This window comes from uncultured Eubacterium sp. (assembly GCF_934295145.1).
GTDB lineage: Bacteria > Bacillota > Clostridia > Lachnospirales > Lachnospiraceae > Eubacterium_I.
Window position 1 is genome coordinate 1 of record NZ_CAKRAS010000014.1, and the last position, 22,261, is coordinate 22,261.

General features: G+C 41.2%; 19 protein-coding genes. 15 read left to right on the forward strand and 4 right to left on the reverse strand.

Annotated features, from left to right (window positions below; translation table 11 throughout):
• Window positions 1-436: 436 nt before the first annotated feature.
• Complete coding sequence (gene asnA / locus Q0I54_RS04240; RefSeq protein ID WP_296116714.1) at window positions 437-1,447, reverse strand: aspartate--ammonia ligase; 1,011 nt, start codon at window positions 1,445-1,447, stop codon at window positions 437-439.
• 437 nt (window positions 1,448-1,884) lie between these two features.
• Between asnA and Q0I54_RS04245 the strand changes: the two genes are divergently transcribed.
• The 3 genes from Q0I54_RS04245 (at window position 1,885) to Q0I54_RS04255 (ending at window position 4,645) form a co-directional block, all read left to right on the forward strand.
• Window positions 1,885-2,505, forward strand: coding sequence for an HD domain-containing protein (locus Q0I54_RS04245; RefSeq protein ID WP_367270778.1), 621 nt, complete (start codon window positions 1,885-1,887; stop codon window positions 2,503-2,505).
• A gap of 83 nt (window positions 2,506-2,588) precedes the next feature.
• Window positions 2,589-3,527: an amidohydrolase family protein gene (locus tag Q0I54_RS04250; RefSeq protein WP_296116716.1), complete on the forward strand. Its 939-nt coding sequence runs from the start codon at window positions 2,589-2,591 to the stop codon at window positions 3,525-3,527.
• A gap of 176 nt (window positions 3,528-3,703) precedes the next feature.
• A complete protein-coding gene (locus tag Q0I54_RS04255; protein ID WP_296116718.1) occupies window positions 3,704-4,645 on the forward strand; it encodes an L-lactate dehydrogenase in 942 nt (313 codons plus the stop codon).
• Window positions 4,646-4,713: 68 nt separating this feature from the next.
• Here the strand turns inward: Q0I54_RS04255 and Q0I54_RS04260 are convergent, their stop codons facing one another.
• The 3 genes from Q0I54_RS04260 to Q0I54_RS04270 are packed head-to-tail and all read right to left on the reverse strand — an operon-like array spanning window position 4,714 to window position 7,101.
• Window positions 4,714-5,514 (reverse strand): SDR family NAD(P)-dependent oxidoreductase, encoded by an 801-nt coding sequence (locus Q0I54_RS04260; protein WP_296116720.1) that lies wholly within the window; start codon window positions 5,512-5,514, stop codon window positions 4,714-4,716.
• Between the two features lie 36 nt (window positions 5,515-5,550).
• Window positions 5,551-6,192 (reverse strand): SDR family oxidoreductase, encoded by a 642-nt coding sequence (locus Q0I54_RS04265; protein ID WP_296116721.1) that lies wholly within the window; start codon window positions 6,190-6,192, stop codon window positions 5,551-5,553.
• 24 nt (window positions 6,193-6,216) lie between these two features.
• Window positions 6,217-7,101, reverse strand: a complete 885-nt coding sequence (locus Q0I54_RS04270; RefSeq protein WP_296116722.1) for a 3-keto-5-aminohexanoate cleavage protein — start codon at window positions 7,099-7,101, stop codon at window positions 6,217-6,219.
• Window positions 7,102-7,384: 283 nt separating this feature from the next.
• On the opposite strand from Q0I54_RS04270, the gene Q0I54_RS04275 reads away from it, so the two are divergent.
• The 12 genes from Q0I54_RS04275 (at window position 7,385) to Q0I54_RS04330 (ending at window position 22,251) form a co-directional block, all read left to right on the forward strand.
• Entirely contained in the window at window positions 7,385-8,542 is a 1,158-nt protein-coding gene (locus Q0I54_RS04275; protein WP_296116723.1) for a thiolase family protein, read from the forward strand.
• A gap of 16 nt (window positions 8,543-8,558) precedes the next feature.
• A complete protein-coding gene (locus Q0I54_RS04280) occupies window positions 8,559-9,341 on the forward strand; it encodes an SDR family NAD(P)-dependent oxidoreductase (protein ID WP_296116725.1) in 783 nt (260 codons plus the stop codon).
• 7 nt (window positions 9,342-9,348) lie between these two features.
• The gene (gene buk, locus Q0I54_RS04285; protein WP_296116726.1) at window positions 9,349-10,491 is read left to right on the forward strand and encodes a butyrate kinase; all 1,143 of its coding nucleotides are present in this window, start codon (window positions 9,349-9,351) and stop codon (window positions 10,489-10,491) included.
• A gap of 168 nt (window positions 10,492-10,659) precedes the next feature.
• Complete coding sequence (locus tag Q0I54_RS04290) at window positions 10,660-11,526, forward strand: phosphate acyltransferase (RefSeq protein ID WP_296116729.1); 867 nt, start codon at window positions 10,660-10,662, stop codon at window positions 11,524-11,526.
• Between the two features lie 20 nt (window positions 11,527-11,546).
• Window positions 11,547-12,800, forward strand: coding sequence for a Xaa-Pro peptidase family protein (locus Q0I54_RS04295; protein ID WP_118702724.1), 1,254 nt, complete (start codon window positions 11,547-11,549; stop codon window positions 12,798-12,800).
• Window positions 12,801-12,839: 39 nt separating this feature from the next.
• Window positions 12,840-14,099, forward strand: coding sequence for an MFS transporter (locus Q0I54_RS04300; protein WP_296116731.1), 1,260 nt, complete (start codon window positions 12,840-12,842; stop codon window positions 14,097-14,099).
• Between the two features lie 38 nt (window positions 14,100-14,137).
• Window positions 14,138-16,534 (forward strand): pyruvate formate lyase family protein, encoded by a 2,397-nt coding sequence (locus tag Q0I54_RS04305; protein WP_296116732.1) that lies wholly within the window; start codon window positions 14,138-14,140, stop codon window positions 16,532-16,534.
• Window positions 16,535-16,601: 67 nt separating this feature from the next.
• Window positions 16,602-17,516 (forward strand): glycyl-radical enzyme activating protein, encoded by a 915-nt coding sequence (locus tag Q0I54_RS04310; RefSeq protein WP_296116733.1) that lies wholly within the window; start codon window positions 16,602-16,604, stop codon window positions 17,514-17,516.
• A gap of 35 nt (window positions 17,517-17,551) precedes the next feature.
• A complete protein-coding gene (locus Q0I54_RS04315; RefSeq protein ID WP_296116735.1) occupies window positions 17,552-18,859 on the forward strand; it encodes a nitrate/nitrite transporter in 1,308 nt (435 codons plus the stop codon).
• A gap of 99 nt (window positions 18,860-18,958) precedes the next feature.
• The gene (locus Q0I54_RS04320) at window positions 18,959-20,596 is read left to right on the forward strand and encodes a sigma-54-dependent Fis family transcriptional regulator (protein ID WP_296116737.1); all 1,638 of its coding nucleotides are present in this window, start codon (window positions 18,959-18,961) and stop codon (window positions 20,594-20,596) included.
• A 13-nt stretch (window positions 20,597-20,609) separates the two neighbouring features.
• Entirely contained in the window at window positions 20,610-21,308 is a 699-nt protein-coding gene (locus Q0I54_RS04325; RefSeq protein WP_296116739.1) for an MBL fold metallo-hydrolase, read from the forward strand.
• Between the two features lie 31 nt (window positions 21,309-21,339).
• Window positions 21,340-22,251, forward strand: a complete 912-nt coding sequence (locus Q0I54_RS04330; RefSeq protein WP_296116740.1) for a 3-hydroxyacyl-CoA dehydrogenase NAD-binding domain-containing protein — start codon at window positions 21,340-21,342, stop codon at window positions 22,249-22,251.
• The last annotated feature ends 10 nt before the right edge of the window (window positions 22,252-22,261 follow it).

A 22,261-nucleotide genomic window follows, 5' to 3' on the forward strand; every position in this document is an offset into this window, starting at 1 on the left:
AGGTCGATTACCGACGGCGAGAAACTCAAAAACAGTTTCATTTTTCCGTCGCTGACAACAGTGTAGCAGTTCTTTTTATATATGGTCAAGGGTAGCGTACGTTGCTCAACTTTTAAATTCGGTTCATTTTTCAATATGTTAATCTGCACATGCAACATAACAGTTATTTTGCCATTAGCTTATATGCATGCGTATCACGCGGTGCCACGGCGTAAATGGAACAAAGCAGAAACGAACTCCAACGGAAAGAACCATTGTAAAATTTTCGTTGTGACCGCTGCGTCTAGCTCGACCGCGGGAGTGTGTCTGAGCACGCCGGTTTTGCGGGCGAGTTCGCGGGAGCGGTCGGAAATAAGCGACGCAGTGGTCACAGAAAATTTTTCAGGTTCTTGTTGGAGTTCGTTTCTGCTTGTTCCAACTTACCCTAAACAAGAACTTAAAGTAACTGAATGCCAGCTTCTTTCAGCTCGGCTTCCATTTCTTCCGGCCAGAGAGAACACTGTACTTCTCCGATATGTGCCTTACGCAGGAAGAACATACAGATACGGGACTGTCCGATTCCACCACCCATGGTGTACGGAAGTTTTTTCTCCAGAATGGCCTTCTGGAACGGAAGTTCTGCACGTTCCGGGCAGCCGGCTTTGTCAAGCTGCTCTTTCAGAGAAACTTCATCTACACGGATACCCATGGAAGAAAGCTCCAGTGCGATATCAAGAACCGGATAGTAAACAACAATATCTGCGTTCAGAGCCCAGTCATCATAATCCGGTGCGCGGCCATCATGTGGTTCGCCACATTCCAGTTCATCACCGATCTGCATGATGCAGACAGCACCTTTTGCCTGAGCAATATAATATTCTCGCTCCTTTGGTGTATTATCAGGGAACATTTCTTCTAATTCATGTGTTGTTACAAAGAAAATATCTTTTGGCAAAATCTCATGGATATAGTCATACTGAATGGACATATATTTTTCAGTCTTGCGCAGTACTTTGTAAACCTGACGAACCGTTTCTTTTAATGTATCCAGATTACGCTGATTTTTATCAATGACTTTTTCCCAGTCCCACTGATCTACAAAGATGGAGTGGATGTTATCTGTAATCTCGTCACGGCGGATGGCATTCATGTCGGTATACAGACCGGAACCAACTTCAAAATCGTATTTGTCCAGTGCGTAACGTTTCCATTTTGCCAGAGAATGTACAACTTCTCCGATACGTCCGTTCTGCTCTGCAATGTCAAAACTTACCGGGCGCTCCACACCGTTTAAGTTGTCATTCAATCCAGATGCCGGATCTACAAAAAGCGGTGCAGATACACGGGCAAGGTTCAGCTCCTGAGCCAGACGTGTCTGAAAAAAATCCTTTACTGTCTTGATCGCAATCTGAGTATCATGCAGATTGAGGTCAGATTTATAACCTTTTGGAATAGTAATGGTACCCATAAAAATCTCCTCTATTATCATTTCTCATTATTTTTTCATAATTATTCAGCGTCAGGAAATATACCTGATTCTGGATGATTATAAAGTACTTTGTGTCATGCGCTGAGCAAAAAAAATTGGATGACTCAGCCATTGTTTATTATATCATCTAACTATGATTTTTCAAGATTTGATACTTATTTCACATAGAAAAATACAAAAAAAGAATTTTGTTATGAAGGGGAGATTTTTCGTGAAGGGAGGAGCATTCATTCTGAACTGAGAGATAAGATGAATAAAAAATTGCTATTGTGGGGCGGGTGACATATAATAAAAAATAATCGAACAATTTTGGTGGAAAAAATTTAAAAAAGATGTTTCCCAAATAAAAAAGTTCAAGAATGCCCTTGGCATTCTTGCTGCAAGAGGGCTTTGAATCGTGAAAAAGAGGGAGGAATATGATGGACAGAGAACGACTGGAACGTCAGTTTGATTTTATAAAAGAAATTGATAAGGAAAAGTTTATTCAGAGGCAGACGAGATTGTCGGATAATGTGCGCCGGGAAAATGACGCAGAACATGCATGGCATATGGCGATTATGACGGTGCTTCTGTCAGAATACGCCAATGAAAAAATAGATGTGTTGCGGACAGTTATCATGCTTCTGATCCACGATATCGTGGAAATTGATGCGGGAGATACATATGCTTATGACGAGGAAAGACAGAAAACACAACATGAACGGGAAAGTCAGGCCGCGGACCGTATTTATGCGCTGCTTCCGGAGGATCAGCAGAAAAAAATGAGAGATATCTGGGAAGAATTTGAGGAGGCAAAGACCCCGGAGGCAAAATTTGCACATACTATGGATAACCTGCAGCCGGCCATGCTGAATACGGTGAACGGCGGTGTGGCGTGGAAGGAACGTGGTATCGCAATGAGTCAGATCATGAAGCGCAATGTACACACGGCAGAAGGTTCGCAGGATTTGTGGGATTATGCATATGAAAACTTTTTTAAGAAAAATATAGATGCCGGAAATATTGTAGATGACAGTGAAAAGCGACTGCGTTCATGAGCAAGTAGCGAAAGCGGATTGCGAATGTTCGTTTTACACTGTGACAAAAAAGAAACAGAGTGACAGTCTGGGAGGAGATTCTTATGAAAGAAAAAATTGATGTTCATGCACATTATTTTCCGCCTGCGTACAATCAGATGCTGGAAAAAAGAGGAATGAAGTTATTGGACGGCGGCTTTCCAAAACCGGAGTGGAATGAGGAGATTCAGCTGGCTTCCATGGAGACGCTTGGAATAAGCTACAGTGTTCTCTCGATTTCTTCCCCACATTTACATATGGGAGATGCAGCAGAGGCAATTGAGGTTGCAAGAGCATCCAACGAATATGGTGCAGAATTGATGAAGAAATATCCGGAAAAAATCGGTGTGCTGGCAAGTTTACCGTTGCCGGAAATTGATGCTGCGGTAGAGGAAGTAAAATATTGCAGAGAAAATCTGCAGGTGACAGGATTTGCGCTGCAGACCAATTCCTGTGGTCTGTATCTTGGTGACGAAAAACTGGATCCGGTGATGGATGTACTCAATCAGTCAAAAGAAGTGGTGCTGATCCATCCGACAGAACCGGCGGCAATTCCACAGGGAGTTAATGAGACGTTACCATATCCGATGATGGAGTTTTTCTTTGACACCTGTCGCGCAGTGATGAATCTGATTTTGACGGGGACATTGAACAAATACCCGGATATTCGTTTTGTGATTCCGCATGCGGGTGCGTATCTGCCAATCATCAGTGACCGAGTGGCTTCCATGTCAAAAATGCTCTGCCCGGATGGAAGTGTTGATATTCGAAAATGCCTGGCGGCTCTGTATTATGATCTAGGTGGAACAGCTATGCCAAAGCAGTATGGAAATCTCTGCCAGATGACGACGAAGGATCATATTTTATATGGCAGTGACACTCCGTTTACGCCGCTGCCGTTGTGCTGCAAGCTGGCAGAGGCTATGGATGAGGGGCTGACAGCAGAAATGCAGGAACTGGTTTACCGGGAAAATCCGAAGAAGCTGCTAAGTGTCTTCTTATAAATGGATACATATCACGTTGCGTGGTGTCTGCATAAAAAATAGTTTTCAGGAAAATATATAAAAAAGTCACAGTGTAGAAATAATGGAACAATGAGTGAGAAAGAGAAATTTTGGATAACCATTGTTCTGACTTTTAAAAGCTGTGAAAAATAGATACTGACCTGGAGGAAACGGATATGAACAGACAGAAAGCAGCAATCATCGGTTGTGGATTTGTGGGAGCATCCACGGCATTTGCACTGATGCAGAAAGGACTTTTTTCGGAGCTAGTGCTTATTGATGCAGATCAAAAAAAAGCCCATGGCGAAGCGGCGGATATTGCACATGGACGACCTTTTGCACATATGATGCAGATTTATGCAGGAGATTATTCTGATGTAGGAGACTGCGGACTGATCATTATTACGGCGGGAGCGGCACAGAAGCCCGGCGAGAGTCGGACAGCGCTGGTGCATAAAAATGTGGAAATATTCAAGACAATTATTCCGCAGATCACCGCGCAGAATTTTGAAGGGATTTTACTGATCGTCAGCAACCCGGTGGACATTCTGACGTATGCGGCATGGAAGATTTCCGGTTATCCGAAGGAGCGGGTGATTGGCAGTGGAACGGTTCTGGATTCCGCGCGTTTCCGTTATCTGCTCAGTGAACATCTGCAGGTGGATTCTGCCAGTGTACATGCCATGATCATTGGAGAACATGGGGACAGTGAACTTGCGGTGTGGAGTGGTGCCAACGTATCTGGAATTCCAATTCATGATTTTTGTGAAATTCGAGGTCATTATGACCATGAACAGGCGATGGAGCAGATTTATCGCCGGGTGCGGGAGAGTGCGTATCAGATTATCGAAGAAAAAGGAGCCACTTATTACGGTGTTGCCATGGCGGTGACGCGCATCGCGGCGGCGCTGATTCGGGATGAGGGCGCAGTGTTGCCAGTATCAAGCTTGATGCAGGGGGAATACGGACTATCCGATCTGTGTATCAGTGTACCGGCGATCATTGGTGGAAATGGAGTGCAGAAGGTGTTGGAAATCCCATTAAATGAAAAGGAACATACGGAACTTCTTCGTTCAGCAAATGGATTGAAAGAAATCTTGCAGAAAATTTGGCTATAAGAAATGATTTGTATAAAAAATAAGAGGGGGCAGGGGCTTGCGGTTAGGTGCAAGCCCCCGTTTTTATATTAAGAAAGAAGGGGATTGCTGATGTTCCATGAATAGTCTGGATCCTGAACAACACATTTGCCACCGGTAACTTCAAGAACTTCTCCTGTGATACCGCTTGCAAGGTCAGAGGCTAAAAAGACCATAGCTGCGGCAATTTCTTCCGGTTCTCCCATTCGTTGTAACATAGAACTTTTTCCAAGGGAACGATAGTCGTCCGGATCCGGATGATTTTTTTTGACCATATCAGTGCCTACCATGCCGGGAGCAATGGCATTTACCCGAATATTTTTATCGGCTAATTCCTCTGCAAGTGACCTGGTATATACATTTACACAGCATTTGGTGATTGCGTAGATACTTCGCACCGTTGCAGCAATTCGGCCACATAAGGAGGATGTCGACAGAATACAGCCATATCCCTGTCTTTCAAAATATGGAATAATGAGATTGCAGGCATCGATAACGGCGGATAAATTTACATTTATTTCCCGAAACCAGAGGTTATCATCAATCGTAAGAAAACCATCCGGACATCCCATCCCGGCATTATTGATGAAAATATCAATTTTTCCGAATTTTTCAATGGTTCTGTTTAATAAATTTTCCATCTGGGAATGGTTGGTAATGTCTGCAACGATGCCTGATAACGGGAGATGCATGGAAATTGCACGCTCATTTATCTGATCAATCAGATCCTGTCTGACATCGCATACACAGACGGAAGCTCCTGATTCTAAAAACAGATTTGTTGCAGCAGCTCCAATTCCGCTTGTGCCACCAGTGATGACAGCGACTTTCCCTTTTAAATTAATATTCATTTTGTTTGTCTCCATGATAAATGTAAAATAATTGTTTTAAAGTAATGGGCTGACTTCGATCATAGTTCCTGTGATATAAGAAGCCTGTTCAGAGGCAAGAAACATTGCACAGGAAGCAATCTGATCAGGAGTCGCCCTGGTATCTGCAGCAACGGAACATATACGGATTCCAAAGGCAGCGACTTCAGAAGCAAAATTTTTTGTGATTGATTCAATGGAAGCGCTGCACAAGGCAGATAAACTGTTATCTGGTGAGATATGCCGATGGCTGTTAGATATTATAAAAATAACGCTTCCATGTGTTGCATTTTTTAAATATGGGACAGCATACAAAGTAGATTTCCATGCACAATAGGTTGTTTTTAACATTGCCTGCTGTAAAAGTTCCGGAGTTAAGTCTGTTACATTTATTTCTGGAACAGAGTCGGGGATGATGCAAAATACGGTATCAATATGGCCATGAATGTTATAAATTTCCTGAATATTTTCCTGTAAAAAAGTAATGTGTTCAGGCGAAAATGAGTGGTATGTAATGTTAGCTTTTCCTTTGAAATCAAATGACAGAGAAGCACCATATGCATAGATAAATGTATTTTCTCCGTTTAACAGATTCATCAGGGCATATCCGGCAGGATGATTGGCACCAATGATGATGATTACTTTATTTTTGACTTCCATCAGTAAAAATCCTTTCTGTAATAATTAATCAATTCCAAGTTCTTTTCGAATTTCATCCATTTTCAAAGGCGGAATGCCCAGTATTTTACGTGCTTCGGAAGGAGTAGCGACTTCGTTACCGAAAGTTTCAATTGCCGTTACAGCTCTTTGTACAAGCAGTTCATTTGTTGCAAAAATTTTGTTTCCATCTTTATCTTTTCCGTAGACTACATTATCTTCCAGTCCAACCCGGATATGACCGCCCAGTGCAAGACATGCATACATGATAGGCATGTGTCCGGCACCAACACCAAAGCCGGACCAGGTACAGTTCTCAGGCAGATGTCGTACTAAATATTCCAGATTTTCAACCGTGGCATCCATGGCGCCTTTTACACCAAGACACATCTGGTAATGAATGGGATCCGTTAAAATACCCTGTTTTCTGAAATATTCCACGTTGGTCAGCATTCCATAATCAAAAATCTCACATTCTGGCTTAATTCCCTTCTCTTTATATAATGTTCCGAGAGTTTTTAAAAATTCACCGGTATTTTCAAACATTCCGATACATCCCCAGTTAAAGGTTCCAGCATCATAAGTGCCCATTTCAATACCGGGGATTTCTTTATGATGAGCCATACGTTCTTCATTTGTGGCAGGGTGCGCTTTTGAGGCACCGGAGGAAGTACAGTTTATAATTACATCACAATCTTTATGAGAACGAATGAGTTTTATCGTCTGGCGAAAACGTTCTTTATCCATGGCACCGTAACCGTCTTCGCCTCTCATATGCAAATGAACAATAGCGGCACCCAGTTTCCAGCAGTTGTATGCGGATTCAGCAATTTGCTCTGGAGTTTCCGGAATTTGGTATCCTGCCGGTGTGACTGCACCTGTAAGTGCTGCGGTGATAATTGTTTTTTTCATAATATAAAAGATCCTTTCTTCGTATTAGTTTGATATGTAAATAACATGCAAATCAGATGCCAGAGTTTGGACGGGAGATTTGCCCGGAACAGAAATAAAAATATGTTAAACGACATAATTTGTGTGCCAAACGACATAATGTGATTATGCTGATTGACATATTTTGGGAAAAATAAGTACAGACCGAGGAATTTTGAGGCTGGTATTACTGGCATTATATTTGCAATATTGTATGGCGTAAGAAAAATACAAAATGCAAAAGAAGGAATGGAGGATAGAAAAAATGTTGCAGGAAGCAGTAATAGTAGCATATGGAAGAAGTGCTGTATGCAGAGCAAAAAAAGGTGCTCTGGCAAATGTGCATCCGGTGGATTGGGCAGCAGAAACTTTAAAGGGAGTGCTGGCGCAGGTTCCGCAGTTAAAACCGGAATGGATTTCAGACTTGATTCTTGGGTGTGCAATGCCGGTTAAGACATTAAATTTAAATGTTTCGCGTCAGGTGATACAGCGTGCACAGCTCCCGGACAGTATCTGTGCACAGACCATTAACAGATATTGTTCCTCAGGACTTCAGGCAATTGCAACCTGTGCAAATGCGATTATGTGTGGACAGGAGGAAGTCATGATTGCCGGTGGAATAGAAGATATGACACATACTTTTAAATCGGCAGATCCATCAGAGAGAAATCCCTGGCTGGTAAAAAATTGTGAAGGTGCCTATATCAGTATGGGATTAACTGCGGAAAATGTTGCCAGAAAATATGAAATATCCAGAAGAGAAATGGATGAAATGGCAGTAGAAAGCCATCGGCGTGCTGCCAAGGCACAGGACAACGGTTATCTGAATATGTCCATTGTTCCGGTTACAGGAAAAGATACGGATGGAAATACGATTGTTGTAACCCGGGATGAGGGAATCAGAAGAGGGACGACATTGGAAAAAGTTTCATCGTTACAACCTTGCTTTAAAGAAGATGGTGTTGTGACAGCGGCAACATCTTCGCAGATGAGCGATGGCGCCGCTTTTGCAATTTTAATGAGTAGAGAAAAAGCAGAACAGTTAGGAATTAAGCCAATCGCAAAATTTGTATCGTTTGCAGTGGGTGGATGTGACGGCAGATACATGGGGATTGGACCGATTTATGCTGTCCCCAAGGCAATGAAAAAAGCAGATATGAGACTGGAAGATATCGATGTGATTGAATTAAATGAAGCATTTGCGGCACAGGATATTGCCTGTATCAGAGAATTAAAATTACCGAAAGAAAAAATAAATCCATGGGGTGGCGCAATGGCATTGGGACATCCCATGGGGGCAACCGGTATTTTCCTGACCTGTAAGGCCCTGGATTATTTAAAAGTTCACCATAAAAAGCGAGCTTTGGTCACAATGTGTATTGGCGGTGGCATGGGTGCAGCAGGTATTTTTGAAATGTGTTAAGGAAGGAGAGGTAAAAATGAAAATAGCAGAAAATTTATTTGATCTGAATGGAAAAAATGCTGTGGTTGTTGGCGGCGCAGGTGGAATAGGACAGGCAATTGCGCAGGGATTGGCCATGTATGGAGCAAACGTGGTGATTGCAAGTCGAAAAGTGGAAAGTCTGCAGCGGGCACAGAAAGAAATAAAGGAATCCTGCGGATGTGAAGTCATTTATTATATGGTAGATGCAGGAGCAGAAGAAAGTGTAAAAGAATTATATGAGAAAACAGTACAGCAATTAAAGCATATAGATATTCTTGTAAATGCACAGGGATTTAATAAAAAATATCCTATTACAGAAATGGATGCAAAGGTCTGGGATCAGATGTTTCAGGTAAATGTGAAGTCAGTTATGCTGACCATGAAATACTATGGCAGACATATGAAAGAAGATGTTGGAAAAGGAAAAATTATAAATCTGTCTTCGGTTCGTGGAATCCGGGCATGTGGTGGAGGAAATTCCGGTTATGGGGCAACCAAGGGCGCAGTTGATATGCTGACAAGAATGGCCGCAAAGGATCTTGGTCCGAATGTATATGTTAATGCCATCGGCCCAACTATTACATATACTCCGATGATGGAAGGAATTCTTCCGTCTGATCCAAAGGAACGTGCCGCAAAAGCAGCTAATATGCCGCTTCAGAGAATTGGAGAACCGCAAGATTGTGTGGGACCGGCAATTTTTCTGGCATCTGCAGCGTCTGATTTTGTTTCCGGACAGATTATTTATCCGGATGGTGGATTAACAGCAATGGGGTAAGTAAACTATGGAAAAAAAGAAGAAGCTTTTGATTATTAATCCTGGTTCCACGTCAACAAAAGTAGCATTATATGAAGAACGAACACCGGTGCTGGAACGGGATTTGATGGTTGATCTGGAGAAAATAAAAGATTGTGTCAGAATGATCGACCAGTTACAACTGCGTCTGGATACAGTAAAGGATTTTATAAAAGAAGAGAAAATCAATATGTCTGAGGTTGATATGATCGTTGCACGTGGAGGGTCAATTAATGGTGTGAAAAGCGGTGCATATATGATAACGGAGCATGTGGAGACAATGCTTCGCTATGCGCCACGTTCCCAGCATGTATCTTCACTGGCTGGAATTATTGCTTATATTCTCGGAAAAGAATATGGAATACCTTCCATGTTTTATGACGGTGTATCTGCTGATGATGCAGATGAAATTATGCATTATACGGGAATTCCGGAAGTGAAAAGATTTGTTACTTCTCATTGTCTGAATTCAAAAATGGTAGCCAGAGAGATTGCGGAAGAAATGGGGAAAAAATATGAAGACTGCAATATGATTACCGTTCATATGGGAGGTGGCATCACCATGGCTTTTCATTCCGGTGGGCGTATGATTGACACATTACTTGATGATGCCGGACCGATGTCACCGCAGCGAGCAGGTCGTATTCCTGTCACAGATGTTATCAATATGTGTTACAGCGGAAAATATTCTAAAGAAGAAATGGCTCACAAAATGCGGGGGAACAGCGGACTGGTTGCGTATTTTGGTGTTCATGACGCGCGGAATGTGGAAAAAATGATTGCGCAGGGTGATGAGAAAGCAAAAATGATTTACTGGTATATGGCATATCAGATTGCAAAAGGAATTGGAGAACTTTCCGTATGCAACAGTGGAAAGCTGGACTGCATTATTCTGACCGGAGGACTTGCGTATTCTGAAATGCTGGTGAAATGGATTTCGGATCGTGTTTCCTTCCTGGCTCCGGTAAAAGTGATTCCGGGAGAGCATGAAATGCAGGCACTGGCAAATGGTGGCATGCGTGTGCTGTTACATGAAGAATTACCAAAGGAATATACCTGGGTACCGGAAGGATATTCGGATTATAAAGAATTTCTGGAAGCATGTATTCAAAAAAGCGATTATGTTGAATGACATAATGATATGTCAAAAAACATAAAAATTATGCTGTACGACATAAAAAAGGCGCTATATAGAGCATATAATCTGGCATAAAAATTGCAAATATAAGAAGGTAGTAAAAATGAGGAGGTGGATACCATTTATACGAAATTTAACCAGCTAATAGAGCAGGTTTCGAGTATGAATAAAAGGGCAAGATGCGCAGTGGTAGCCGCAGAAGATGCAAATACAATTGCAGCGGTTATACGTGCATACCATGAGTGCCTGATATCACCGATTTTAATCGGAGACAGTGAACTGATCGGCGAAATGCTGGCAGAATATTGCTGCGAGAAGAATAATATCAGGATTATTCATGAAACGGATCATAGAAAGGCCTGCCAGATTGCTGTAGATCTGGCAAATAAACAGGAAGCAGACTGTATTATGAAGGGACTGGTGCATACAAAAGAGTTTATGCACACCATTTTAAAACGGGAGAACAATTTGCGAACGGGAAATCTGGTATCTATGCTGTCAATCCGGGAATTACCGCATTATCATAAGCTGATCGCATTTACGGATGCGGGAATCTGTATGAACCCGACTCTGGACGAAAAGCGGCAGATTATTGAAAATGCAGTGAAAGCGTTAATTGCAATGGGGTATGAGCAGCCAAAAGTAGGTGTTTTAGCTTCGGTGGAAGTTGTAAATCCCAAAATGCAGGACAGCGTTGAGGCAGCAGAACTAAAGCGTATGAACCAGGAAGGTATTATCAAAGATTGTCTGATAGAAGGCCCAATATCATATGATGTTGCGATCAATAAAGAAGCAGCAGAAATTAAAGGATTTCACAGTCCGGTAGCAGGAGATGCAGATCTGCTTGTATTTCCGGATCTGACCTGTGCGAACTGTACAACAAAAGCAATCACACAGACATGCAGAATTCCTGTGGGATCACTGATATTGGGAACGAAAGTACCTGTCATACTGAGCTCGAGAGCTTCAATGGCAGAGACAAAATATATGTGTATTGCATTAGCTGCTGCAATGAAATTAAATGATTAAAAAATGGGAGGAAAAGTATTATGTATGCAGGGACAAATGGAAGAATGTCTATGGATCGACTGGGTGGAATTGACTGGGAACGGATGAGAGCTTATCGTCTGAAAAGAACAAAAGAAGCAATGGAAAAATTCGGAATTGATGTTCTGATCACATGGGATGCCTATTCGATTCGTTATATTTGTGGAGGTTATCCGACGGTTCCATGCCGGTACAGTCAGGCACAGTTTGTTGTGTTACCAAAAAACGGTGAGCCGCACGCATTTTTAACAACGAGTTTTTCAGCTTATGCATTAAGAGAGGAAATGCCATGGATGGAAAATCGTTTATGGGCACCGCCGGCTGGATTAAAATGGTGTTCGAAGGTATCAGATCTCGCACCACATATGGCAAAAATTATTCCGATCATAAAAGAACATGGGTTAATGGATGGTACAGTCGGTCTGGATGGTTGTACATTGGAATTGCTGGTAAGCGCTGCTTTGAAAGCTGAGGGCGTTTCAAAGGTAAAATCTGCACATGATATGATGTTTGAGGCAAGAAAAATCAAAAATGAAGATGAGATTGCCTGCATGCGTCTGGCTTGTGAGTCTGCAGATGCAGCTTTTTATGAAATGAAAAAAGCGATTGTACCTGGAATCAGAGAATGTGATCTGGTAGGAATTGGTATGAAAAAACTTTATGAACTCGGAGCAGATGAAACACAGGAGTTTGTATGCTCATCCGGTCCGAGAACCAATCCACTTCATATTGATTATACGGATCGGGCGATTGCACCTGGGGATGTGATCTGTATCGATGTAAATGGCAATTCCTATATGGGATATAAGTCCTGTTATTATCGTACGTTTGTATGTGGAGAAGCGACAGAAATTCAGAATGCGGTATATGAGGAATGCCGTAATATGTTGTACGAAGGAATGAAAGGAATCAAAGCCGGAAATACAACTGCCGATATCTGTGAAGGCTGGCCAAAAACTCCACAATACTGGGGATATGATCAGTGGCTGGATGTAGCAGGATATGCGTTGGGACATGGTCTTGGATTATCATTACATGAAGCTCCGGCCTGCTTTAAACCGGGTACGGTACAGGCTGGAATTATTGAAAAACTGGAAGAAGGTATGGTAATAGCTGTTGAAACCTGGGCGGGTGGAGAAGACCCGAAATATGGAAAATTCGGTGTTCGTCTGGAAGAAGATGTGGTTGTTACAAAAGATGGTTATGAACTTTTGACAAAATGGCCAGTTGATAAGATTACAGAGTGTCCATTTTAAAAGTGAGAGGAAAAAGTATATAATACTGGGAGGTAAAGTATGGAAAGTACAGCGAAAAAAAATATGTGGTGGGTTCCGATGATAGTCCCGATTCTTATTATTGTGATTATCAGTATCTGTTATCAGGCAATGGCAAATTATTTATCTGTTTATGTGTTAGAATATCTTCATGGATCAGCAACAGTTTATGGAATGATCGGCATGGCATGGACGTTTCTTGCAATGGTTATTCGTCCATCTGCCGGTCCGTTATCACAGAAATTTGGAAGTAAAGCAGTGATGCTGGTCGGACTTGGGATTTTTGCAGCTATGATAGGCGCATGTGGTATCTTTATGACATTTGCCGGATTTTGTGTATTTCGTGTTTTACAGTGTATTGGTCATGGATGGTCCTTCACAACGGCCAATTCGCTGGCAGCAGAGCGTATTCCAAAAGAACATATGGGATTTGCATCCAGCATGTTTGTAGGAATCCCACAGGCAGCAGCGGTTGTACTTGGTCCATGGCTTGCTGTGCTGCTGATCGGTGATACAAGTAATCCGAACTGGTTTAAATTCTTTGTTGCGATTGCGGCAATTATGGCAGCAGGTCTGGTTCTTGCAGCAATTCTTGTTCCTGGCAAAAAGAAGACGGAAGCGCAGACAAAGGTAGTTGCAACAGATAAAAAAGCAGAAGAAGCAGCAAAATATGATGAAAATGGAAAAGAATATAAGGGAATCTGGAAAGTAATTGAAAAATCAGCACTTCCGGCTTCTGTCACAATGATTATTGCATCTTTTGGTCATTGTACCATGTTTTTCCTGACTGCATACGTAGCAGCTACATATGGTGGAGTTTCAGCAGCTATTTTCTTCAGTACGCAGGCACTTACAGAATTTTTAAGCCGTTTTTATCAGGGACCTCTTCAGGATAAATTTGGTTGTAAACCGGTTATTATTCCATGTTGTGCAATTTGTGTAGGGGTATATCTCTGTCTGGCAAATGGAATGACAAACTGGGCTGTTCTGGGATTGATTTATGGTATTGGCCAGGCTGGTATCAAAGCCCCGTTAAATGGCTGTCTGCTTGCCCGGTGCCCGGCAAATCGAATTCCGGTTGCTACAGGAACTTTCCAGATGGCAAATGCAATCGGATTGGGATTTGCAGCACTAATCGCAGGTGTGGTAATTGATTTCGCCGGTTACTCTGCATTATGGTACTATTGTGCGGCAATTTTCGTAGTAGTGGCATTACTGACTATTTTTGTAGTGAAAGATAAACCTGCAAAGAGTAAAACGGTAAAGATGGCAGAAAGTTAAATGATTTTGTAAATGGAATTGTATTAAAAAGGAGATAAATGGTGGAAAACAAAGACTATATTACATCGGAAGCAGAAAAACGGTTATTATTTTTACGAAATGCTATGTTAGTGGAACCGGAAGTTTGTGTGGAAAAAGCAAAATATACAACAGAAACTTTCCGGAAAACAGAAGGATATCCAATTGAATACAGACGCTCAATGGCATTGGAAAATATATTAAGTCATCTGACGATCGGAATCGGTGATCAGGAACTGATCGTAGGACGTCCGACAGGAAAGGTAAGAGGAGGCCCGTTAAGTCCGGAAGTGAATTCATCCTGGTATACAAAAGAAATGGACTCTTTTCATACAAGGGAACAGGAAAACTATGCTGAGGTTTCCGAAGAAGACAAAGAAATCATCAGAGACTGTTGTGAATACTGGAAGGGAAAATCTTTATTTGACCACTGGCAAAAAGAGATACCGGACGAATTCAAGTTTGCAAACGGACCGATTATTGGAGGTGGAGGATTCTGCCTGAATACGCAGTATTTTGGTCATATTGCTACAGATTTTGAAGCAATTTTATCAAAAGGAGTTGTCGGTCTAAAAGCGGAAATAGATGAAAAAATTGAAGAATTAAAAAAAGACACCATTGGAAACATTGACAGTTATAAAAAAGTACAATATTTGCTGTGCATGAAACGCTCATTGAATGCACTGGTTATTTTCGCAAATCGATATGCTGATCTGGCAGAGTCTATGGCAATGCAGGAGAACGATGAGAAAAGAAAGCAGGAATTATTACAGATTGCAGATAATTGCAGAACTGTTCCGGAAAAACCACCGAAAACATTATGGCAGGCATTACAGGCGGCCTGGTTTACTTACTGTGGCTTGAACAATGAAGCATGGGGAGCCGGACCATCTATGGCAAGGGTAGATCAGTATCTGTATCCATATTATCAGGCTGATATCAAAGCCGGAAGAATTACGGATAAAGACGCAGTAGAACTGGTTGGATGCTTTTTGATTCGTCAGAATGGTCAGTTTACGGTTTACTCTACACCGGCAGCTAAAATTTATGGTGGACTTTCTTCCCGGCTTGGAAATACGATTGGTGGAAACAAGCCGGATGGCACAAGTGCAGTAAATGAACTTTCGTACATTTTTATGAAAGCTGCACGATATGGTCTGACAGAAGATTTAATGGTTATGACCAGTGAAAATACACCGCAGGATTTTGTGGAAGAGGCGATAAGAACAGCGGCATATTTACGTGGAAAGATGAAATTCATTGGTACAAATGTTGTTGTAAAACAGTTTCTGAGTATGGGACGTCCGCTGGAAGTTGCAAATACCTGTGCGATTACAGGATGTAATTCACCTTCGGTTCCGGGCTATTCGCTGGATCTTCCGGGTGGAATGATTAATCTGCCACTCATTTTTGATCTGGCATTACATGACGGATATTCTCCGATGTTAAAGAAAAAATTTGGTATATCGACCGGTGATGCAAGGAAGTTTGACTCATTTGAAGAAGTGTACAATGCATTTAAGAAGCAATTCAGTTATTTAGTTCCATATATGCATCTCTATAAAAATATGGATAAGCTGATGTTTGCACAATATTCTCCATGCCTTCTGCAGTCTGCATTGATGCAGGGTTGTATTGATAAGGCAACAGATATTACGAGAGGTGCGGCTGCATACAGATCCTGTGCAATGTCATTGTCCGGTGCACCGAATATGGGCGACAGTTTATATGCGTTAAAAGATCTTGTGTTTGATAAAAAGAAATATACGATGGATCAGGTGATGGATGCGTTAGATGCTAACTGGGAAGGCTATGAATCCATGTATCGTGATTTCTGCGCAGAACCAAAATTCGGAAATGATATTCCGGAAGTAGATTTTTATGTAAATGATGTTTTGGAATATTGTGCAGGTGAAATTGCTAAAATACCGGGACCATTTGATTCAAAATCAATTTGTTGTGCAGGAACGATAACCGCAAATATTATGATGGGAAATGATACCGGTGCACAGCCGGATGGACGTCACGCAGGTGAACCAATTGCAGAAGGTGGAATATCACCACATCAGGGACGAAATGTAAGCGGTATTACTGCTACGATGGCTTCTGTGGCGAAACTGAATCCGCTGTCATTTTGTAACGGTTCGGTCTTAAATATTCGATTGAACCCGGAAGCAGTGTCAAGTGACGAAAAAATAAAGAAACTGGCGATGCTGGTAAGGACGTTTCACAAGATGGGAGGATTTCTGGTACAGTTTAATGTTGTCAGTACAGAGACTCTTCGTGATGCGCAGGCACATCCGGAACAGTACAAAGACCTGCTGGTTCGTGTATCGACATATTCCGCATATTTTGTAGAGTTAAGTACGATATTGCAGAATGATATTATTAACCGGATTGAGATGGAGAGTCTGTAAAATGAGGGGAGATCATTCTCCCCTCAAAAAGAATAAAAATATTTGACGTTTCTGAAAGGAGACATTCATGTGCGATAAAACAAGAGCTATTATTTTTAATAAAGTGCAGGGATCCTTTGTTGATGGCTGGGGAGTACGGACAACTATTTTCCTGAAAGGATGTCCCTTGAAATGTAAATGGTGCTGTAATCCGGAAGGCCAGTCTTTTGCACCGGAATTAAAATTTATCAGAGAGGATTGCGATAACTGTGGCAGATGCGTGCAGCTATGTCCGGAACATGCGATTTCATTTGACGGATCTGAAATAGAAATTGATCGGAAAAAATGTAATGTCTGTGGTAAATGTGCGGATTTCTGTTATCGGGGAGCGTTGGAACCTTTTGGAACATACTATACAGTGGATGAAATGGTTAATTACCTGAAAAAAGACAAGCCATTTTACGATGCGACCGGTGGAGGTGTAACAATCGGAGGCGGGGAAGTAACCTGTTTTCCAGAGTTTGTATTACCTTTGATGGATCGTCTTCATGAGGAGGGCATTCAGGTGGCTGTTGACAGTTGTGGTTATGTGAATACCGAAGAGGGACGCCAGATATTACAGAAGGCAGATCTTGTTTTGTTTGATATTAAAGGTCTGGATCGGGAACGACACAGAGCGAATACAGGTGTTGATAATGAAATCATCTGGAAAAATCTCAGAATGTTAGGAAAATGGCAGAAACCGGTGATTATTCGGATTCCGGTTATTCCCGGTTATAATGATGATATGCAGGAATTATCGGATATTTCAGAACTCCTTACACAGATTCCGTCTGTGAAAAGAATTGATATTTTGCCATATCATCGTTTTGGAGTGAACAAATATAATCAGATAGGGTTAGAATATACCATTCCGGAAAATACAAAATTGGATCCACAAAAGCAGGAAGCAATTGTTGCAATGTTTTCGGAAAAAGGATTTCCAACACAAATCGGTGGATAGGATTGTAGCAGCATACAAAGGAAAAGGAGAATGGTATGAAAAAGGGTAATGTACTGGCTAAAAATGCAAAAAGTAATTTTGGTATGATGCATTGGCTTGTTATTCTGCTGATGATGGGATTCGGATATTTTTCAAACGGAAGTATGAATGACGGTCTGAATACCTATGTTGGATTATTTGTTGATAAATTTGGATGGTCCTCGGCAAATCTGCTTACCTATTCCTCTATTGCTGGGTGGGTGTCGATTATCATTATTATAGGTTATACGCAGTTGGCCAGAAAAGCCGGAGCCAGAAAAACGGCTATTTTGTCAATGACATTGGCAGCAACAGGAATGTTTTTATGGGGAAGAGTGCAAAGTCCGAAAATGTATTTTGTGGCAATTCTGATTCTGACTGCATCATCCAGTGGAATTATGGTTATTCGAAATCTGTGTATTAATAACTGGTTTCCAAGTAAGTCAGGATTAGCGCTTGGATGGGCAACAATGGGCCCGTTGATTGCAACAGCGACTGTATTATGGCTAATTCGCTTTGGTGGAAAAATTGCAGGATTTACCGGATATTTTGATATTATGGCGGTTGGATTTGTTGTGTTGTTGTTAATATCTATTTTCTGGCTTCGGGATGATCCGGAAGATAAGGGATGCTTTCCGGATAATGAAAAAACGATGACCAGAGAAATGGCGCAGAAAATACATGAAAAAGGAATGGAGTATAAGAAAACAAGTCCATGGACGATTAAAAAATTACTGACAAATCGTCAGGTCTGGCAGATTGGAGTCGGAGTAGGCGGATTGAATATGCTTATAGGCAATTCGGTGATGAGTCAGTTGATTCCGTCTATTATGTCACATGGATTTGAACGTTCTACAGCAATGACGATGATGACAGTTGGTGCAATTGTTGCCATCCCACTGAGCTATTTATTTGGTGTAATTGATGCAAAAAAAGGAAGCAGAGCAACGGTAATTATCTTTTTTATCTGGTGTGCCATGGAACTTATTTTGTTGATTCTGCCATTTCAATGGGCGATTTATCCGGCAATTGTCATGGTGGGTGGCATGATTGGAGGCTCCGGAAATATTATGGGAGCCATGACAACTACAGTTTTTGGACGGTATGATTATGCCAATGCATTTGCGGTTATTTACCCAATCTGTGTTGCTGTCCGGTCATGTTCTTATGCGTTTATTGGAAATCTGCGTGAAATAACGGGTGGTTATACTGTGCCATATGTGGTACTGATCGGTGTTGCTGTTCTTGGTATTGTGAATGCGGTCTGCATGAATGATAAGATGATTGGACGTCAGCAGTTTTCGGCAGAGGAGATAAATGATTAGGAAATAAAGCATTTTATATGCCATAAATCTGGTTGTTGATGAATGGAAATAAATGTATAATATAATTCAGGATTTAACGGGAAGATCAGAGGTAAAAGTATGGTTTATAAAGATGAATTATTAGGTATTATCAAAGAATTGCATATTTTAACAAACAGCAGTAAATGTGATTCCAAAATTGCCGGAGAATTAAAAAGAATCGTTCAATATCTGATGAAAGTGAACTGTGAGGCCGTTGATGTGAGAGAATTTTGTCTGAATTATAATCAGGCATTATGCATCACTGATGGTGAGGGCTACATTCAGTATATGAATGAACAGTATATGCGAGATACGGGACTGGATGAACATATCATAGGAAAAAAGGAACCGTATAATATATCCATCAGTAAACAGGTAATTGCGAGTGGAAGAACCATTTCCTTTGGCAATAACGGGTTGAAAGCACCTAATAAAAAGAGTCGTTTTGTAACAGGTGTACCGATTTTTGACAGAGATCATAATCTGATCCATGTAGTGATTACGTTAGCTCCGGAATCTGAAATCTTTCGGAGATTTCAGGAAATGAAAAAACTGGTCAGTGAGCAGAACAGTGTCAGAATATTTGAAGAAGGTAATCCGGCAGAAATAAGTCTTCTTGGAAAAGCACCGGCAATTAAAGAAGTACGGGGATTGATTCGAAAAGTTGCCATAACAGATGCAACAGCATTGATTTGTGGAGAATCAGGAACCGGTAAGGAAGTAGTCGCAAATTGTATTCAGCAAATGAGCCGGAGAAGTAATAAACCTTATGTCCGGGTGAATTGTGCAGCGATACCGGCAAATATGCTGGAAGCAGAGTTGTTTGGATATGAAAAAGGTGCTTTTACCGGCGCGGTATCCAGAAAGCTGGGATTATTTGAAGTGGCAAATCATGGGACCATCTTTTTAGATGAAATCGGAGATTTTCCGCTGGAATTACAACCGAAATTACTCAGAACTTTGCAACAGGGTGAAATTTACCGGATAGGAAGTACGCAGCCTGTACGGTTAGATGTCAGAGTAATTGCGGCAACAAATGCAGATCTGAAAGAGTCTGTGAGAGAAGGAAAGTTTCGGAAAGATTTGTATTACAGAATCAATGTATTCCCAATCAGTCTTCCACCATTAAGGGAGAGACGGGAGGATATACGTGGATTAATTCAGCATTTTCTGTATGAGTATGGTGAACATTATGGTCGGATGGTTCAGATGCCGGAGGATAATATGGAACTTTTAGAAGAGTATAACTGGCCTGGCAATGTGCGTGAATTACAGAATCTGGTTGAATATTATGTGATCTGTTCGGAAGAAAATGCGCTGTTAGATAAAAATGAATTGTTGGAACTTTTACAGAGAAACGGACTGGAATGTGATAATTTGCAGGTAGACCGTTTATTTGAAAAAGTGGAAAATACTCTTTCTGACACAGAAAGCAGTGGGAATGCAGACGATGAACAACTGGCATTTTCATCGCAGACAGGTGATGAATGGACGGTAGAAGACAGGAAAGTAATTCCAGAAGAAAATAAAATGGATTATTTAGACGGAAAAAGAACGTTGTTTGAATTGAGAGATGAATTTGAAAAGCATCTGATTGAAGCTGCCCTAAAGAAAACCGGAAATGCGAACAAGGCAGCAAAATTGCTGGGAATTTATCCGTCTTCTTTCTATCGTAAAGCTCAAAAATATCATTTACCATATTTGGAAGAGGATTAGATGAGGAAAAGGTATGTTAAGTTATCAAGAGATTGTGCCAGATATTATTGCAATAAAAGATGGAAATGTATGGATGTATCTTGTGAAAGGCAGAGAAAGAGCAGTTCTTATTGACACTGGATTTGGAGATCTTTCACTGGAAACAACAGTAAAGGCACTTTATGAAAATCACGTTATTGTGTGCCATACACATACTCATCACGATCATATCGGTGGAGATATTTTTTTCTCTGACCTATATGTTGCAAAAGAAGAAAAAGATGTAATTCAGAATTATCTGGAAATGCATCATAAATCATGCCATATACATACTCTTACGGATGGTCAGATGATAGACCTTGGCAATCGTAAACTGGAAATTATCAGACTGCCGGGGCATACGCCTGGCGGTCTGGGATTCCTTGATCGAAAAGCAAAAGTTTTATTTTCCGGAGACTGTATCTCTGACCGGACGATATATATGTGTCTGCAGGGAGCAAATCTGGATTCTTACAGAAAATCTCTGATCTGGATTGTTGCTCATCAGGAGTGGTATGATACGATACTTGGCTGTCATGGAACACCAATACAATGCATTGCTCAGGCAGAAACACAGATTAAATGTTTGGAATTATACAAAGAAGGAAAAATAAAATGTGAAGATGCCAGAACTTATACAGGAGAAAATGTAAAGAAAATTGTGTATAAAGAAGCATCTTTTTTTGTAAGGTAGCGTGAGTTACGGTTAAAAATTTGGAGGAAACATGAAAACATATAAAATAGCATTTGCAGGTACTGGCATTATTGGCAGTGGTCTGGCCGTAAATGCGATACTTGCAGGTAATAAAGTGTCTCTGTATGATGTGATTTCAGTAGAAAATGTACAGAAAAATATTATGGATATCATGGATATTATGGTACGTCTCGGGGCTGTGGAAAGAGATCAGGCAGAGTTGTTAATGAAGGATATTGTGATTACGAATGATTTGCGGGAGGCAGTAAACGGTGTTGATTTTGTTCAGGAGTGTGTACCGGAAAGAGTGGATTTAAAAAGAGAGACTTATCGGGTGATTCAGGAAGTGAATGGAAAAAATACGGTGATTGCAAGTGCAACTTCTGCAAAGTTCCCTACAGAATTACAGGAAGGTGCATTGTATCCGGAAAAAATTCTGGTGGGTCATCCATATAATCCTTCTTATCTGCTTCCATTGATGGAAGTATGTGGTGGAGCACAGACTGATCAAAAAACGATAGATATGGCGGTATCGGTATATCGATCTATGCGAAAAGTACCCATTGTGTGCAAAAAAGAAGTAAAAGGTTTTATTGCAAATAAAATATCATGGGGGGTTATGGCAGCGGCGAAAGAAATTGTAGAAAATGGTATTTGTTCTGTAGATGATGTGGATAAAGCGATTATGTATGGACCGGGATTGCGTATGGCGGTAACAGGGCAGTTGTTGACGATGTCTCTTGGCGTGCAGGGCGGCTTTCGGGAATATGAAAAGAAATACAGTGGAAAGGAGCAGGCATCGGCAGAGTATCTTGCGTTGGCAGATGGGATTGATGAAGCAATGGCAGCTCGAACTGACAGACAGGGACGTACACCGGAAGATGTGATAAAATACCGGGATATGGTAATTGCTGAAATCCTTAAAGCACAACAGATGTTTTAAAAAGATGAAA

Coding starts and splice junctions, on each gene's coding strand:
- Q0I54_RS04300 (WP_296116731.1), top strand. CDS start 12,840: ATGGAAAGTACAGCGAAAAAAAATATGTGGTGGGTTCCGATGATAGTC.
- Q0I54_RS04245 (WP_367270778.1), top strand. CDS start 1,885: ATGATGGACAGAGAACGACTGGAACGTCAGTTTGATTTTATAAAAGAA.
- Q0I54_RS04310 (WP_296116733.1), top strand. CDS start 16,602: ATGTGCGATAAAACAAGAGCTATTATTTTTAATAAAGTGCAGGGATCC.
- Q0I54_RS04250 (WP_296116716.1), top strand. CDS start 2,589: ATGAAAGAAAAAATTGATGTTCATGCACATTATTTTCCGCCTGCGTAC.
- Q0I54_RS04275 (WP_296116723.1), top strand. CDS start 7,385: ATGTTGCAGGAAGCAGTAATAGTAGCATATGGAAGAAGTGCTGTATGC.
- Q0I54_RS04280 (WP_296116725.1), top strand. CDS start 8,559: ATGAAAATAGCAGAAAATTTATTTGATCTGAATGGAAAAAATGCTGTG.
- Q0I54_RS04305 (WP_296116732.1), top strand. CDS start 14,138: ATGGTGGAAAACAAAGACTATATTACATCGGAAGCAGAAAAACGGTTA.
- Q0I54_RS04255 (WP_296116718.1), top strand. CDS start 3,704: ATGAACAGACAGAAAGCAGCAATCATCGGTTGTGGATTTGTGGGAGCA.
- Q0I54_RS04265 (WP_296116721.1), bottom strand. CDS start 6,192: ATGGAAGTCAAAAATAAAGTAATCATCATCATTGGTGCCAATCATCCT.
- Q0I54_RS04330 (WP_296116740.1), top strand. CDS start 21,340: ATGAAAACATATAAAATAGCATTTGCAGGTACTGGCATTATTGGCAGT.
- asnA (WP_296116714.1), bottom strand. CDS start 1,447: ATGGGTACCATTACTATTCCAAAAGGTTATAAATCTGACCTCAATCTG.
- Q0I54_RS04290 (WP_296116729.1), top strand. CDS start 10,660: ATGAATAAAAGGGCAAGATGCGCAGTGGTAGCCGCAGAAGATGCAAAT.
- Q0I54_RS04260 (WP_296116720.1), bottom strand. CDS start 5,514: ATGAATATTAATTTAAAAGGGAAAGTCGCTGTCATCACTGGTGGCACA.
- Q0I54_RS04295 (WP_118702724.1), top strand. CDS start 11,547: ATGTATGCAGGGACAAATGGAAGAATGTCTATGGATCGACTGGGTGGA.
- Q0I54_RS04325 (WP_296116739.1), top strand. CDS start 20,610: ATGTTAAGTTATCAAGAGATTGTGCCAGATATTATTGCAATAAAAGAT.
- Q0I54_RS04320 (WP_296116737.1), top strand. CDS start 18,959: ATGGTTTATAAAGATGAATTATTAGGTATTATCAAAGAATTGCATATT.
- buk (WP_296116726.1), top strand. CDS start 9,349: ATGGAAAAAAAGAAGAAGCTTTTGATTATTAATCCTGGTTCCACGTCA.
- Q0I54_RS04315 (WP_296116735.1), top strand. CDS start 17,552: ATGAAAAAGGGTAATGTACTGGCTAAAAATGCAAAAAGTAATTTTGGT.
- Q0I54_RS04270 (WP_296116722.1), bottom strand. CDS start 7,101: ATGAAAAAAACAATTATCACCGCAGCACTTACAGGTGCAGTCACACCG.